The 15,109-nt window shown below is 39.0% G+C and carries 11 protein-coding genes; 5 read left to right on the forward strand and 6 right to left on the reverse strand.

What is annotated here, in order from left to right:
- Positions 1-124 precede the first annotated feature (124 nt).
- The 4 genes from DHW03_RS12390 to truA form a co-directional block, all read right to left on the reverse strand.
- A complete protein-coding gene (locus DHW03_RS12390) occupies positions 125-1,150 on the reverse strand; it encodes an isoaspartyl peptidase/L-asparaginase family protein (protein ID WP_109926171.1) in 1,026 nt (341 codons plus the stop codon).
- 40 nt (positions 1,151-1,190) lie between these two features.
- Positions 1,191-1,379 carry a hypothetical protein gene (locus tag DHW03_RS12395; RefSeq protein WP_109926172.1) on the reverse strand — a complete coding sequence of 63 codons (189 nt, stop codon included), beginning with the start codon at positions 1,377-1,379 and terminating at the stop codon, positions 1,191-1,193.
- Positions 1,380-1,475: 96 nt separating this feature from the next.
- Positions 1,476-3,248 carry an ABC transporter ATP-binding protein gene (locus DHW03_RS12400; RefSeq protein WP_109926173.1) on the reverse strand — a complete coding sequence of 591 codons (1,773 nt, stop codon included), beginning with the start codon at positions 3,246-3,248 and terminating at the stop codon, positions 1,476-1,478.
- Between the two features lie 85 nt (positions 3,249-3,333).
- Positions 3,334-4,086 (reverse strand): tRNA pseudouridine(38-40) synthase TruA, encoded by a 753-nt coding sequence (truA, locus tag DHW03_RS12405; RefSeq protein ID WP_109926174.1) that lies wholly within the window; start codon positions 4,084-4,086, stop codon positions 3,334-3,336.
- An 84-nt stretch (positions 4,087-4,170) separates the two neighbouring features.
- On the opposite strand from truA, the gene DHW03_RS12410 reads away from it, so the two are divergent.
- The 3 genes from DHW03_RS12410 to DHW03_RS12420 all read left to right on the forward strand — a co-directional run bounded on the left by DHW03_RS12410 (position 4,171) and on the right by DHW03_RS12420 (position 7,487).
- Positions 4,171-4,638 carry a DUF4293 domain-containing protein gene (locus tag DHW03_RS12410; protein ID WP_109926175.1) on the forward strand — a complete coding sequence of 156 codons (468 nt, stop codon included), beginning with the start codon at positions 4,171-4,173 and terminating at the stop codon, positions 4,636-4,638.
- Between the two features lie 15 nt (positions 4,639-4,653).
- A complete protein-coding gene (locus DHW03_RS12415) occupies positions 4,654-5,430 on the forward strand; it encodes a pseudouridylate synthase (protein ID WP_109926176.1) in 777 nt (258 codons plus the stop codon).
- A gap of 158 nt (positions 5,431-5,588) precedes the next feature.
- On the forward strand, positions 5,589-7,487 hold the full coding sequence (locus tag DHW03_RS12420; RefSeq protein WP_109926177.1) for a DEAD/DEAH box helicase: 1,899 nt from the start codon (positions 5,589-5,591) through the stop codon (positions 7,485-7,487).
- 354 nt (positions 7,488-7,841) lie between these two features.
- Here DHW03_RS12420 and DHW03_RS12425 read toward each other — a convergent pair whose 3' ends face one another.
- Positions 7,842-10,616, reverse strand: a complete 2,775-nt coding sequence (locus DHW03_RS12425; RefSeq protein ID WP_109926178.1) for a TonB-dependent receptor — start codon at positions 10,614-10,616, stop codon at positions 7,842-7,844.
- 186 nt (positions 10,617-10,802) lie between these two features.
- Here DHW03_RS12425 and bshC point away from each other — a divergent pair, with 186 nt between their 5' ends.
- Both bshC and DHW03_RS12435 read left to right on the forward strand, forming a co-directional pair.
- Complete coding sequence (bshC, locus tag DHW03_RS12430; protein ID WP_109926179.1) at positions 10,803-12,392, forward strand: bacillithiol biosynthesis cysteine-adding enzyme BshC; 1,590 nt, start codon at positions 10,803-10,805, stop codon at positions 12,390-12,392.
- A gap of 58 nt (positions 12,393-12,450) precedes the next feature.
- Positions 12,451-13,536 (forward strand): Ldh family oxidoreductase, encoded by a 1,086-nt coding sequence (locus tag DHW03_RS12435; protein WP_109926180.1) that lies wholly within the window; start codon positions 12,451-12,453, stop codon positions 13,534-13,536.
- Positions 13,537-13,792: 256 nt separating this feature from the next.
- Here the strand turns inward: DHW03_RS12435 and lepB are convergent, their stop codons facing one another.
- Positions 13,793-14,980: a signal peptidase I gene (lepB, locus tag DHW03_RS12440; protein WP_109926181.1), complete on the reverse strand. Its 1,188-nt coding sequence runs from the start codon at positions 14,978-14,980 to the stop codon at positions 13,793-13,795.
- Positions 14,981-15,109: the final 129 nt, after the last annotated feature.

A 15,109-nucleotide genomic window follows, 5' to 3' on the forward strand; every position in this document is an offset into this window, starting at 1 on the left:
AAATTTTCACCTCAACTCTTTGAAATAAAAAAATGCCTGATGAATGAATTCATTCACAAACCTATTTTAGCTTTCAGCGTAAAGCAAAGGGATAAAACAAATAGAAATAAAAAAGCGTGCCTCATTATTTGTAAATGTTAACCTCTATCTTACCATCAGCAGTAACCGTACCTCTGTACATACCTTCTGTGTTAAATGGCATGGCTACATTTCCTTTTCTATCTAAGGCAATTAAGCCTCCATCGCCACCCATTTTACCAACTTTATCCAATACAATTTTTGAAGCATCGGCAACTGATAGGCCTTTGTATTCCATTAAATCGGAAATGGTTTTTGCCACCACGTTGCGGATATAATATTCACCCCACCCTGTGCAAGAGATTCCTGCGGTTTCATTATTGCAATAGGTTCCGGCTCCGATAATTGGTGCATCGCCCACACGGCCGTATTTTTTATTGGTCATGCCTCCCGTTGATGTGCCTGCAGCTAGGTTGCCGTTCTGATCTAGGGCAACACATCCAACTGTTCCAAATTTATAATCGTGATTAATCGTACCTAAAAGTGAGGACTTTTTACTTCCATGATCTAAAACGGCTTTGGTTGAATCTTGTTTAATTGCATCCTGCAAGCCATCCCAACGTTCTTTTGTCCAAAAATATTTGGGATTAACGATTTCTAAACCCACTTCCTTAGCAAATTTATCTGCTCCATCTCCAAACATCATTACGTGTTCAGATTTTTCCATTACGGCACGGGCCGCAGAAATTGGGTTTTTAATGGTGGTAACACCGGTAACCGAACCCGCCATCAAGGTTTTTCCATCCATAATTGCAGCATCGAGCTCATTACGGCCATCATGTGTAAACACTGCGCCTTTACCTGCGTTAAAATGCGGATCGTTTTCTAGCACATGAATGGTGGTCTCAACGGCATCCAAACTGGTTTTGCCCGCTTTTATATCTGCATAGCCTGCTTTTAACGCCGCAGTTAATGCAGCGATATAGGCTGCTTCCTTTTCTGGTGTCATATTCTTTTTAAGTATGGTTCCTGCACCGCCATGAATAACCATCACATATTTTTTCTGCTGTGCAGAAGCATTTAAAGCTAAAATTGATATTAACCCTATTGCAACTAATTTTAATGCTTTCATTTTCTCCTATTGATTGTGGTATTTAAATACTTTATATCCACTACCATTTTCCACTGGTAGCTTCACCAAACTTAAAGTTAGCAACATTAAAGTTTCCACCACCATTTATCGAGGTAGGAATTTCAAAAATTAAACTCGCATTAAAATAGCTTTTTGCCGCCGTTTCGCAGCGACAGCTGACCCCGCCACAAATGGCACAGCCAGCCCTATCCAGCCAACTGATACTCATTTCTGCTTAAAAAGATTTAGGTACTATTTTAGTTGCTTTCAAATGCCTTCAGATGGGTATTGAGGATCAAAAAGTGCAGGTCGTTAGCGAAACGTTTTATGAACTTTTGGCAATTCCTTCTGATGAAAATTGCAAATCGTAGAGCTTTTTATAATATCCATTTATTTTTAATAATTCTTGGTGGGTTCCACGTTCTTTAATTTCGCCCTTATCTAGAACAATAATTTGATCGGCCTTTTGAATGGTAGATAAACGGTGGGCAATCACAATAGATGTTCGGCCTTCCATTAAGCTATCAATCGCCTTTTGGATTAATAATTCGGTTTCCGTATCTACGGATGAGGTGGCCTCATCTAAAACCAAAATGGCTGGGTTATGCACCAGGGCGCGAATAAAAGAGATTAATTGCGCCTGACCCGCCGAAAGTGTTGCCCCTCTTTCCATTACATTATATTGATATGCGCCTGGTAAGCGCTCAATAAATTCGTGAGCACCGACTTTTTTTGCTGCGTTAACCACTTCTTCTATTGTAATTTTAGGATTATTTAAGGTGATGTTATTTAAAATCGTATCCGAAAACAAAAATACATCCTGAAGCACCGTTGCGATATGACTGCGCAAATAATTAAGCTCCAAATCTTCAATGTGAATTCCATCAACGGTAATCGTCCCTTTTTTAACCTCATAAAAGCGGTTTAAAATATTTATGGTTGATGATTTTCCGGCACCTGTAGCGCCCACTAACGCAATGGTTTGTCCTGCCTTAACCTCGAAAGACAAATCTTTCAAAACATAATTATCGTCGTTATAAGCAAACCAAACGTTTTTGAACTCGATATTGCCTTCTAGTTTTTCTGGTTGTTGTGTGCCTCTATTTGGTGTAACTTCATCGGTATCTAAAACTTTAAACACCCTTTCGGCACCCACCATACCCATTTGTAGGGTGTTAAATTTATCAGCCAGTTGGCGAATGGGCGTAAAAACCATGCCTAAGTACATAATAAATTGAGTAATGGTGCCTGGTGTTACATCAAGTGGCTTTGACAAAATGCTTTTAGAACCATACCAAACCAACAAGCCTAAAGACATGGCCGAAATCAATTCGACTACCGGAAAGAAGATAGAATAATACCAGTTCGATCGGATGTTTGCATCGCGATAGCGTTTGTTAATGGCATTAAATTTTCGATATTCTTGTTGCTCTCTTGCAAAATACTGTACAATGGAAACGCCTGTTATGTGTTCTTGTAAAAAAGTATTCAAGTTGGAAACCTCATTTCTAATCTCTTGAAAAGAGACTTTTATCGCTTTCTGAAATTTTCTTGTTGCCAAAATGAGGAGCGGAATGGGTAGAAGCACCACCAAACTCAATTCCCAATCGGTATAAAGCATTACCCCAACAATTACAATAACTTGGAGGGTATCGCCAATCATCGAGATTAATCCTTCTGAAAAAATATCTGCAATGGTTTCTAAATCCGATACTGTACGGGTAATGAGCTGTCCGATAGGTGTTTTGTCGAAATATTTGAGGCGAAGATTGGTAATGTGGTTAAAAACACGAATTCGCAAATCTCTGATGACCGATTGCCCTAAGATATTGGTTAAAAGGGTATGATTATACTGAATTAAGGTTTGTAAAAGGAGCATAAAAACCATCAACATGGTCATGTTCACCAAACCCGAATAATTGCCAGTCAGGATGTAATGGTCAAGCGTGTATTTAATTAAAAATGGGCGCACTGGTGAAATTGCGGCCAGTAAAATGGTTAAAATTACCGACCAAATAAAAACCGAACGATAAGGCTTTACATATTGAAAAATACGCTTAAGTAATCCTGTGTTATATACGTCGCCCGTTACTGCCATTTTATTTCTTAAAAGATTAAATTTAGAGGGATTGAGTTAGTCGAAAACGACCTTAAACATGTCCATCCAAAATTCAATCATCCCCTCATTTTATACAATTGTACTTTACCTCAACCAAATACAAGCCACATGCAGGCACCGACTGACCAGCTTTGCTTCGGCTTTTGCTTTCTATAATGGTTTTAAAATCTTCCAAATTAATCTCACCCTTTCCCACCCGGACCAAAGTACCCATAATTGCCCTCACCATGTTTCTTAAGAAACGATCGGCTTGAATGGTAAAAACCAAGCCGTTATCAAGCACATCAAAAACGGCGTTACTAATTTTACAGTTGTTGGTAAAGGTTTGAGTATTAGACTTGCTAAAGCAAGAAAAATCGGTGTAATTTAACAATTCTTTGGCTGCCTTATTCATTAAATCAACATTCAGTTGATCTTTCAAAAGCCAAGATCGGTTAACCTTAAAAGGGTCTTTCTCAAAGTGAACGTAGTATTTGTAAGCTCTAGAAATGGCATCAAATCGTGCATGGGCATCATCCTTTACGGGAATTACCCTTTTTACTGCAATTTGATAGGGCAACAAGGCATTTATGCCCGTTACCGCTTTCAGTACTTTTGCTTCCTCTATATTTTCTACATCAAAATGAGCGTAGAAATCTGTGGCGTGCACCCCCGCATCCGTTCTGCCACAGCCTAAGGTTTCTATATTTTGCCTAAAATAAACAGACATGGCCTTATCCAACAAAGCTTGCACAGTTATCGCATTCGGCTGAATTTGCCAGCCATGGTATAAGCTGCCATCATAAGAAAGTTGTATGAAATATCTTTTTTTAGTCAAAGCGATGCAAAAATACTTTTTTCTTTGTATTTGATGAGTTGATATATTGCTTTTAAATATATTTGCCTTAATTATTAAATTAACATGATACAAAGAATACAATCGATCTGGCTTTTTTTAGCAACCCTTACCTTGGCTTTAATGTTGGTTTTACCTATTGCAACAAAACAAGCGGGTGGCTCAGAATCAACAATATTCACCTATGGCATATATCACAAAATCACCACAAATGATGTTTCTCAATTGGCAGTAACACCCTTAATTCCTCTAGCCGTTACCAACATTGCGGTTGCTGTAATGTGTTTTGTAAATATATTTAATTTTAAAAGAAGAAGTTTGCAGAAGAAAATCATCGTTTTTACCATCGCTGCCATAGCAGGTTTTGCCTTCTGGTGTAGCATAAATGCACAAAAAATGCCGGGTGGATTAGACGGAGCGAGTTTCGGAGTGGGTGCATATTTACCTGCTTTAGCGATTTTGTTTTGTGTGCTGGCCATTTTTGGAATCAATAAAGATGAGCGCTTAATCCGATCGGCTGAACGATTGAGATAATTCAGCCTGCCCAATATGCCAAAATTAATAAGTGATCCATTTTTCACCATCATCAAAGCAGGCATCAGCGGTATTTCTATTCCCGATCATTTTGATTTGATGATCGAAAAACCACATCCATTGTGTCTATTAGCAGCCAATCAACTGCAAGATTATTTAAACAACCAAAGCGATTGGGTACATAACTTCGGGCTCGATCGACAATCCGCTGGCACCATTATCGGCAAAATGTTCGGCGTATTGGTGGTTCGAAATCAAAATCAGGAAGTTGGGTTTTTAGCTGCCTTTTCTGGCAAGCTTGCAGGACGCAATCAGCACACACATTTCGTGCCCCCAGTTTTTGACCTCTTGACTGAAAACAGTTTTCTAAATGTGGGTATGGAGGCATTGACGAAAATGAATGAGGAAATAAAGGATTTAGAAGAACAAGAAACTCCACAAACTGACCCCCAAATTCTTCAATTAAAAAAGGCCAGAAAAGCTTACTCGGTAGCTCTTCAAAACAGAATTTTTGAGCACTACCATTTTTTAAACCAAGCTGGAGAAGAAAAAAATCTGATTGAAATATTCCAAAACATCGGTTATAAAAATCCTCCGGCTGGAGCAGGAGAATGCGCTGCACCGAAGCTTTTACAATATGCTTTTCAACATAACATGAAGCCGATCGCAATGGCAGAATTCTGGTGGGGGCAATCGCCAAAATCTAATTTTTGGAAACATGGACACTTTTACCCTTGCTGTAAAGAAAAATGTGAACCAATTTTTAAACATATGTTGGCTGGAATTGCCTGAGAAAAAGGCGAATTGAATACGCTCGCCAAACAAACTAAGAATCTGAAAACCTTATCGCCTAATTTTCAATCCATTACAAGTTCAAACTATTTAATAACTATCCGTAAAATACGAAAAATTAACCTTACCTTTGCGGCTCAATTAAAAATAAAAGACGAATGACAAACCCATTTCAATTATTGGGGATAAGTGATGACGTCGTTAATGCCGTAAAGGACCTTGGATTTGAAACTCCAACGCCTATTCAGGAGCAAAGTATTCCTGTACTGTTAGAAGGCACTAATGATTTTGTTGGTTTGGCCCAAACAGGAACAGGAAAAACAGCCGCATTTGGTTTGCCGCTGTTAGAACTAATCGATTTTAAAATTAACAAACCACAGGCATTAATTTTATGCCCTACGCGTGAGTTATGTTTGCAAATCGCTAACGACCTTAAAAACTTTTCTAAAAACGTTGCTAATGCCCACGTTGTTGCCGTTTACGGTGGCGCGAACATTATGCAACAACTACGCGAAATACGCCAAGGCGTACAAATTGTAGTGGCCACGCCCGGCCGTATGTTAGATATCATTGGCCGTAAGGCAATTGATTTCTCTTCAGTTAAATATGTTGTGCTTGATGAAGCTGACGAAATGTTAAACATGGGTTTCCAAGATGACATTAACGACATTTTATCAACCACTCCTGATGACAAAAAAACCTGGTTATTCTCGGCTACAATGCCTGCAGAAGTTCGCCGTATAGCTAAGAACTATATGGATAACCCTGTTGAGTTAACCATGGGCACAAAAAATACGGGTAACGTAAACATCGAACACGAATATTATATCGTTCGTGCGCGTGATAAATACGCTGCCTTAAAACGTATTGTAGATTTTAACCCAGAAATTTTTGCAGTAGTATTTTGTAAAACCAAATTGGATACACAAGATGTTGCTGAGCACTTAATTAAAGATGGTTACAATGCCGATGCTTTACACGGAGATTTATCTCAACAACAACGTGATAAAGTAATGCAGCGTTTCCGCGAGCGCAACATGCAATTGTTAATTGCTACTGATGTTGCTGCACGTGGTATCGATGTAAACAATGTAACTCACGTAATCAACTATTCTTTACCAGATGAAATTGAAAGTTATACCCACCGTTCTGGCCGTACTGGTCGTGCAGGTAAAACAGGTATTTCAATCTGTATCATCAACTCTAAAGAAGTTGGAAAAATCCGTCAGTTAGAACGCATTATTGGTAAGCAATTTACCAAAGCCGAACTGCCTACAGGATTTGATGTTTGTGAAAAACAATTATTCTCTTTGGTACATAAAGTACACAATGTAGAAGTTAACAACGAACAGATTGATCAGTATATTCCTCGTATTATGGATGAATTTGCTGATTTAACAAAAGAAGATGTAATTAAACGCTTTGCTTCATTAGAATTCAATCGTTTCTTAGATTATTACTCTAAAGCTCCTGATTTAAACGCTGCAATTGGCGATGATCGTGGAGAAAGAGGCGATCGTGGAGAAAGACGTGGACGTGGTAGCGAAGGTTACACCCGTTTGTTCATCAACTTAGGTTCTGTAGATGAATTTACACGTGGCGATATGTTATCATTTATCTGTAACAACGGAAAGATTGCTGGCAAAAGCGTTGGTAAAATCGATCTTAAAGGTGTTTTCTCTTTCTTTGAAGTAGAAGATGATGTTGCTGATAAAGTATTCGAAGGCTTTAAATCTGTAGAATTCAATGGCCGTAGTGTTCGTATCGAAAAGAGCGGAGATGGTGGTCGTGAAGGCGGTGGCGAAAGACGCGGTGGCGGTGAGAGACGTAGCGGTGGTTTCGGTGGCGAGAGAAGAAGCGGCGGAGGCGGCGGTGGTTACCGTGGCGGAGGCGAAAGAAGAAGCTCTGGCGGTAGCGGACGTAGAGAAGGCGGAAGCGGTGGCGGATTTAGAGATTTCTCTGGTCGTAGCCGTGATGATAAAGGTGGAAACACTGGTGGTAGCGGACGCAGAGAAGGCGGAAGCAGAGAAGGTGGCGATCGCAAGAAAAAATGGTAAATCACTAAACCAAATATTTTACAAGCCGTTCTGTTAATTCAGAGCGGCTTTTTTTATACGGCTGCAACCGTAAAGATTCCTTCCGCCGAATCTTCTTAAAAATTTGACACGGAAACACCGAATACACGGAACACACGGAAAGATCACTTTGCAACCCTACTAAATGTTTCAAAGTCGGTTTAAAATAATTCGTTCGCTCTGGGTCGTATTTATCTATGAAACAACCTCTTAGCATTACACTTCAAAATTATCTAAGAAAAAAATCCGATAGAAAATCAATTCTATCGGATTCTAAAATAATGTAATTTCAGGTTTAAAGTAAACACGAAAGCATTATTGCATAAAAAGCTTTAATTAAAAATTGAAATTCAATCTGGTAAATACATACCGTCCTAAGAAACCAAATTGAGGGGCTTGATTAGGATACAAAATGCCCGACACGCCCTGACTAGCTGGCAACAGTTCTTCAGGATAAACATCAAAGATATTGTTTGCACCTACGGTTAATTTAAAGTTTTTGGTTAACTGATAACCCAAACCTAAATCGGTAATTACACGCCCAGTAAGTTCTTGCTGATTGGCAATAACGTTAGTCGGCTGAGATACCTTACCAAAATAAACATTACGCAAAAACACGTTGAATTTATCGATACTATAATCGAAGGTTAAATTTCCCTTTAAGCGTGGAACAACCTTGGTTAGTAAAATAACGCTGGCATTATCCAAATAAGTACTTTCTTTACCGGCCAAAAGCGGCGAAGTATTGATACCCCCTACCAATGAAGTTTTAGAAATTGTTCCGGCTAAATCTGTTCTTAAATTCCCTCTACCTAAACTTAATGCATAACTAAATACGGCATCAATACCCTTTGTTTCCGTATTTACCGCATTGGCGAAGAAACGGGCTGTACTGGCATTTGCTTGGCGCAATAAGGCATAAATTTCTTGATCTTGTGCTGATGCCGTTGGAGCATTGCTTCCTGTAAAACCTCCTGTGTAAATTACACGATTATCGATACGGATTAAATAACCATCGACAGTAATTTTTAATTTACCCAAGTTTGAGGTGAAACCTGCGCTATAACTGTTGGATGTTTCTTCTTTTAATTTTGGTATTCCTAACAATTGAGCAACTCGGCTATCGTTTGCAAATGTGCCAGACTCAACAAATGCTCCATCAACAAAAATGGTAGATGTGGCATTAAAATAACGCTGCTGTAATGATGGTGCTCTAAAACCGGTGCTAACGGCTCCACGAAGCAAAAATTTCCCCGAAAACTTATAACGGCCAGCTACTTTGAAGTTAAGTGTTGAACCAAAATCTGAGTAGTTTTCGAAACGAATGGCACCATCTAATAAAAATTTATCGGTAAAATTAACCTCAACGTCTCCATACAGCGCTACTGAGGAACGGTTAACATTAATAGCATTGTCTGGGCTAAAGCCAGGAAAACCTTGTGCGCCGCCGGTATATGCGCTTCCATTGGCAGCGAATCGGGTAGAAATATTTCCTTTTAGATTTGGTATTAAAATAGGGCTTGCAGTCGTCCCAACGTTAATTGCATTGCCATAGTTTGCATAAGAAGCTTCTTCCCCCGCTATGATTTTATAATTTTCGCGGCGGTGTTCTGCTCCAAAAGCCACGTTTAAGCCACTGAACACATTTTTAAACAAGCGTGCAAAATCCAAATTGGTTGTATTTTGCACAAAATCGTAGCCTCCTGCATCGAAAGAGGTTGGTGATGCATTAAGCATTGAAGCATTTAGCGTATTAGCAGTGGTGAAATTAATTTGATTACGACCGTATGTATTGCTAAAATCGGCCTTCCATGCGCCCAAATCGCCACGAATACCAATGGCTAAAGATTGATCGCTATTATCAGTAACGATTTGAGGCAGAAATCCATTAGGATAAATTGTTGCATTGGTCTGCGTTAATTGCCTCGGTGTTCTATAAAAAGCAGTAGAGGTTCCATTTCTTGAATTTAATCCTCCAAAAGCATAAACCTCTGCATTATTCGCTACAGGCACTACAGCATTTAAAAATAAAGCCCCACCGCGATTTTTACTTTGACCAATATTTGGAACAAAATCGGCACGGGTTAAACCTCTTCTCGCCAATTCGGCGTCGGTAATGTCTGCACCAGTTGGCGTTGGGTATAAAGTTGTATTGTTATACTGTGTAAATATTACACCACTGTACGGTTTTGTACGAGAGGCAAAATCACGATAATCAAATGAGCCTGTCAAATTTAAAAAGCCACCCTTATCATTTAATTTTAAACCATAATTTACATTGGCCTGAGCAGTTTGCCCATCCAAACCATCCGAATGCTTACCCGCAAAACCACCTCCGGTAAAACTGGTTGATAGCTTGTTAACATCTTCGTTTAAAATAATATTGATTACTCCCGCAATAGCATCTGACCCATATTGAGCGGCTGCGCCATCACGCAAAACTTCGATTCTTTTAATGGCAGCCGTTGGTATTGCATTCAAATCTGTACCCACCGATCCTTTTCCTAAACTTCCGTTGATGTTAATTAAAGAAGATGTATGGCGTCGTTTACCATTTATCAAAACCAAAACCTGATCGGGTCCTAAGCCTCTTAAAGATGCAGGATCAATGTGATCGGTTCCATCGGTTAAATTGGCCACGTTCGATGTAAAAGAGGGGGCTACATAATTTAAAATTTGACTTAAGGAAACCTGAGGGGCATTTTGTGCGACCTTTTTTACGTCCACCAAATCAACCGGAACGGCTGTTTCCAACTGCGCTCTGGGTGCACTTCTCGAACCAATTACCACAATTCCATCTAAATCATTTTTGTTCTCCGATAAAGTAAAATTCACCTCTTTGGTTTCGGCACCTACAACTTTAACTTGTTTTTGTTGTGTTTGGTAACCCAAATAACTTGCGGTAACGGTGTAGGTTCCTGCTGATTTAAGTTTAATTTGATAACTGCCTTGCGCATTGGTGGCAGCAATTAAACCTTGTCCGTTTACAGTAACCGTTGCACCAATAATGGTTTGTGATGAATCACTTACCACGCCTTTGATAATTTGTGCCTTTAAACCATAAGAAAAGAGAATGAGGGATGTAAGAATAGGGTAAAGTTTTTTAAGCATAAGCAATAAATTTGTTTGATTGAGTTATAAAAAGTCCAAAACTAATGAAAAATAATAAAGACTACAAATTTAGTAGTATTTAACTTTTTAGTGACAGACCTGCAGGAGACATGGCTATTCTTTTTTAAATGTAAAATGTGCACATCAAAAAATAATTGTTCTTAAATTGCATTACTTTAGCAAATTATGCAGGCAAAATATATCTCTTATCAGGAAACCGGGTCTTTTTCTAAACTGGTTTTGGATTATATTAATAACGAAAAAGAGCTTTCGGCTTTTTATAGTTTTCGGCCTGATATGGATGGATTGGCCAAAGCGATTGAACACAGGCACTTTTTGGGTGACAGAAACGTCTTGGCTGAGGTTTTGAAAGAACAATACCAAAACCTCAAGCCCAACAAATCGGTAAGCAAAAACATTGAGTTATTAGCACTTAACAATACATTCACGGTTACTACAGGCCATCAACTCAACTTATTTACTGGGCCATTATATTTCATTTACAAAATTGTAACGACCATAAATCTGGCCATAGAATTAAAAATGGCGCACCCGGATAAAAATTTTGTTCCGGTGTATTGGATGGCTACAGAAGACCATGATTTTGATGAAATCAATCATGTAAGTGTTGATGAAAAAAACATCAGCTGGATTCAGCAAACAAATGGGGCTACTGGCAGATTAAGTACCAAAACCGTAGCCGCGGCTGTACTTGCCTATAAAGGGTATTTAGGAATTTCTAAAAATGGAAAAAGAATAGCCAAATTGGTAGAACAGGCTTATTTAGAACACGATAATTTAGCCGATGCCACTCGATTTTTAGTGAATAATCTGTTTGAAAGGTATGGTTTAGTGATTGTTAATGCAGACGAACCAAGATTAAAAAAACAGTTTGCAAGCATTATTACGCAAGATGTTATCGAGCAAAATAGCGCCAAGATCATTGAAGAAACTTCTGATAAGTTAGAAGCAAACGGCTATAAATCACAGGTAAATGGTCGTGATATTAATTTTTTCTACCTAAAGGATGAACTCCGAGAAAGAATCATTCTCCAAAATGAAAAATATACCGTAAACCATACCGACATCAGTTTTACAGAAACGGAACTTAAGGCAGAAATTGAAACACATCCAGAGCGTTTTAGCCCAAATGTGGTGATGCGTCCCATGTATCAAGAGGTTATTTTGCCAAACATCGCTTACATTGGCGGCGGCGCTGAAGTAGCCTATTGGATGCAATTGAAAGCAAATTTCGATTTTTATAAGGTAGATTTTCCGGTATTGCTTTTGCGCAACTCAGCCTTGTTAATCGACAAGAGAAGTGCGCAAAACATTTACAGTTTGGGCTTTGAATTGGAAGATTTTTTCCTTCCTGCTGAAGAATTAAAAAATATTTGGGTAAGAAAGAATTCTACCGCACAACTCATTTTAGCCGATGAGACTAGGGCGATTAATAGCATTTTCGACCAAATAAAACTTAATGCTTATAAAATAGATAAAACGCTTTCCGTTTCTACCGATACGGCGAAACAAAAAACCAACCATCTATTGGCCAATCTGGAAAAGAAATTGTTTAGGGCCGAAAAACGTAAGCACGAAGTGGCACTAATTCAAATTGAAAACGTAAAGAAACGCCTTTTCCCTAATGGAACTTTGCAAGAAAGGATTTTAAATTTAGCGCCCATGTATGTAAATTATGGCGAAGATTTTCTTTCCTCTTGTATAGAAAATTTTGAGCCCTTGGGCGGCGATTTTACCTTGTTATTGCCTTCCTAACTGAAAATTTCTACCTTATTTTTTTTTCGACTAACCACCAATTCCTTCGTATTAAAACATGAATTTCATAACCTTTACCGAAAGCAATCTTCGGGACTTTACCTTTAACGTTTTTAAAAAAATGGGCTGCTCTGATGAGCATGCAACATTAGCTACAGATGTATTAATCCGTTCAGATTTAAGAGGAATTGATTCTCATGGTGTTGCCCGTTTAAGCGGTTACGTTCGCCTATGGGAAAAGAAAAGAATTAATGCCACGCCCAACATCAAAATTGTACATGAAACCCCAACCACTGCAACGGTTGATGGCGATGCTGGCTTGGGCTTAGTGGTTGCACCGTTCGCAATGAAAATTGCAATTGAAAAGGCCGAAAAATATGGAAGTGGCTGGGTATCAGTTAAAAATTCAAATCATTTTGGCATTGCAGGCTATCATGCTTTATTGGCTGTAGAGCAGGACATGATTGGCATCAGCATGACGAATGCAAGTCCGCTTGTTGCACCCACCTATTCAAGCGAGCGACTACTGGGCACAAACCCTATGTGTTATGCTTTCCCGGCTGGGAAATATCCGCCCGTAATTGTTGATATGGCAACCGCAGCCGCGGCAAATGGCAAACTAGAAATTGCTCAACGGGCAAACAAAGCCATTCCCGATGGATGGGTTCAAGATAAAAGTGGAGATTCTTCTACCAATCCGAACGAGTTAAAAAGCGGTGGTTCATTATTACCATTAGGAAGCGATAAAGACCACGGTAGCCACAAAGGTTATGGATTAAGTGCAACGGTTGATATTTTATCGGCCGTGCTTTCTGGAGCAAACTATGGCCCTTGGGTGCCACCTTTTGTTGCTTTCTTAGAACCTTCGGCAAATCCTGTTGGCGAGGGACTTGGCCACTTTTTAGGAGCCATGAGGGTAGATGGTTTCCGCCCGAAAGAAGATTTTAAAAACCATTTAGATAATTGGGTAGAGCGATTCAAAAATGCAAATACAATAGATCCAGATAAGAAAGTGATTATCCCAGGAGAGCCTGAGCATGCGTTTGAACAGGAAAGAAAGGTTAGCGGTATCCCGATAATCGATGTTGTTGTTCAAGATTTAAACGACTTGGCCAAGAAGCTGGGAATTGATGGATTAGCTTGAGAGCGTTGTAGATAAAATAAAAAAGGCAATTTTCACAAAAGAAAATTGCCTTTTTGGTATTAAGTTAAATTTGATTCAATCGCTAGTATTCAAGCGTTATGGTAAATGTACGAAGCACTACCCCTCAAAAGATTTTTTGGCTGCTATTAAAGACACGAACCAAGGCGAAATAGGAATCCGCTATGGCACATGTAGCCGCGTAACATTACCCAAATAGATTCTATTGGTTCGTGAAAACGCAAACTAAAGCACGGGATTAATGGATGCCCTTGAAAATTCTGCTCCAGCGAATTTTGTTGAAGAAAGAACCTTCAGAATCCCAACTCATCCAAATAAATAACGCCTTACCCACAACATGGTCTTCTGGTACAAATCCCCAGTAACGAGAATCTGCCGATTGGTGTCTGTTATCTCCCATCATCCAATAATAATTCATCTTGAAGGTATAAGATGTGGCTATTTTATCGTTGATGTACCAATCTTTTCCTTTTTGCTCTACCTTATTGCCTTCATAGGTTCTTATGGCTCGATAATATAATGGCATGGTATTGCTGTCGATTTGAACCGTCCAACCCTTTGCAGGAATTTTGATTGGGCCAAAATTATCTACATTCCAAACCCGTTTTGGATCATGCGGAAACAAACTTCCATCCGAACCTGGTGCTTCAGGAGCCATAGCAATTGACTTTACAAAATCTAATTTTTTAACTTCTTCTGCTATTTCTGGTGATGAGTTTACAATATAAACAGTAGAACTAACCTGCTGCATATCAGCAGTTTTCAAACCTAAGTCTTCAAGCACGCTGAAATTAAAATTAGGGGTTTTTAATTCAACTTTATAAGGCATCATCCCAGTACTTTTAATAGGCTCATCTTTACCATTCACGTTGGCTATACCATTTTTCATGCTGATGACATCGCCTGCAATGCCTATGCAACGTTTAATATAGTTCTCTCGCTTATCAACCGGCCTGCTGGTTACGTGGTATTGTGTGTTGATGACTTCTCGTCCACTTTGTCTAACCAAATCGTAATAACTTGGGTTTTGGTTTTCTAAAGCTACCGTATCTCCTTCCGGAAAGTTGAAAACCACTACATCGTTTCTTTTAATTTCAGATAAACCTGGTAAACGGTGGTATTTCCATTGAACGCCATCCCAATAGGCTTTTGTACCGGTAATCGGCATGGTATGGTGTGCAAAAGGAAAAGCAACCGGTGTCATTGGTATCCGAGCACCATAGTTTACCTTGCTTACAAAAAGAAAATCGCCCACCAATAAAGATCTTTCCATCGATCCAGATGGAATGGTATAGGCTTCAATAAAGAAAACACGGATAATGGTTGCTGCAACTACGGCAAACACAATTGCATCTACCCATTCGCGAGATTTAGTTTTTTTCTTTCTTTCGGCATCATTTTTTTTCTGCCAGAATTTGTAATTCATATTTCTTATTTAGTGTGTTAATGATTTAATGTAGATTAAACCGGTTAACTGTTCTCTGATTTTTATTCTGGATGGATAGATCATCATGAGTTCCCGTCCATCTTAGTTTATAGTTATTTTTCCAACTCG

This window comes from Pedobacter yonginensis (assembly GCF_003173595.1).
Taxonomy (GTDB): Bacteria; Bacteroidota; Bacteroidia; order Sphingobacteriales; family Sphingobacteriaceae; genus Pedobacter; species Pedobacter yonginense.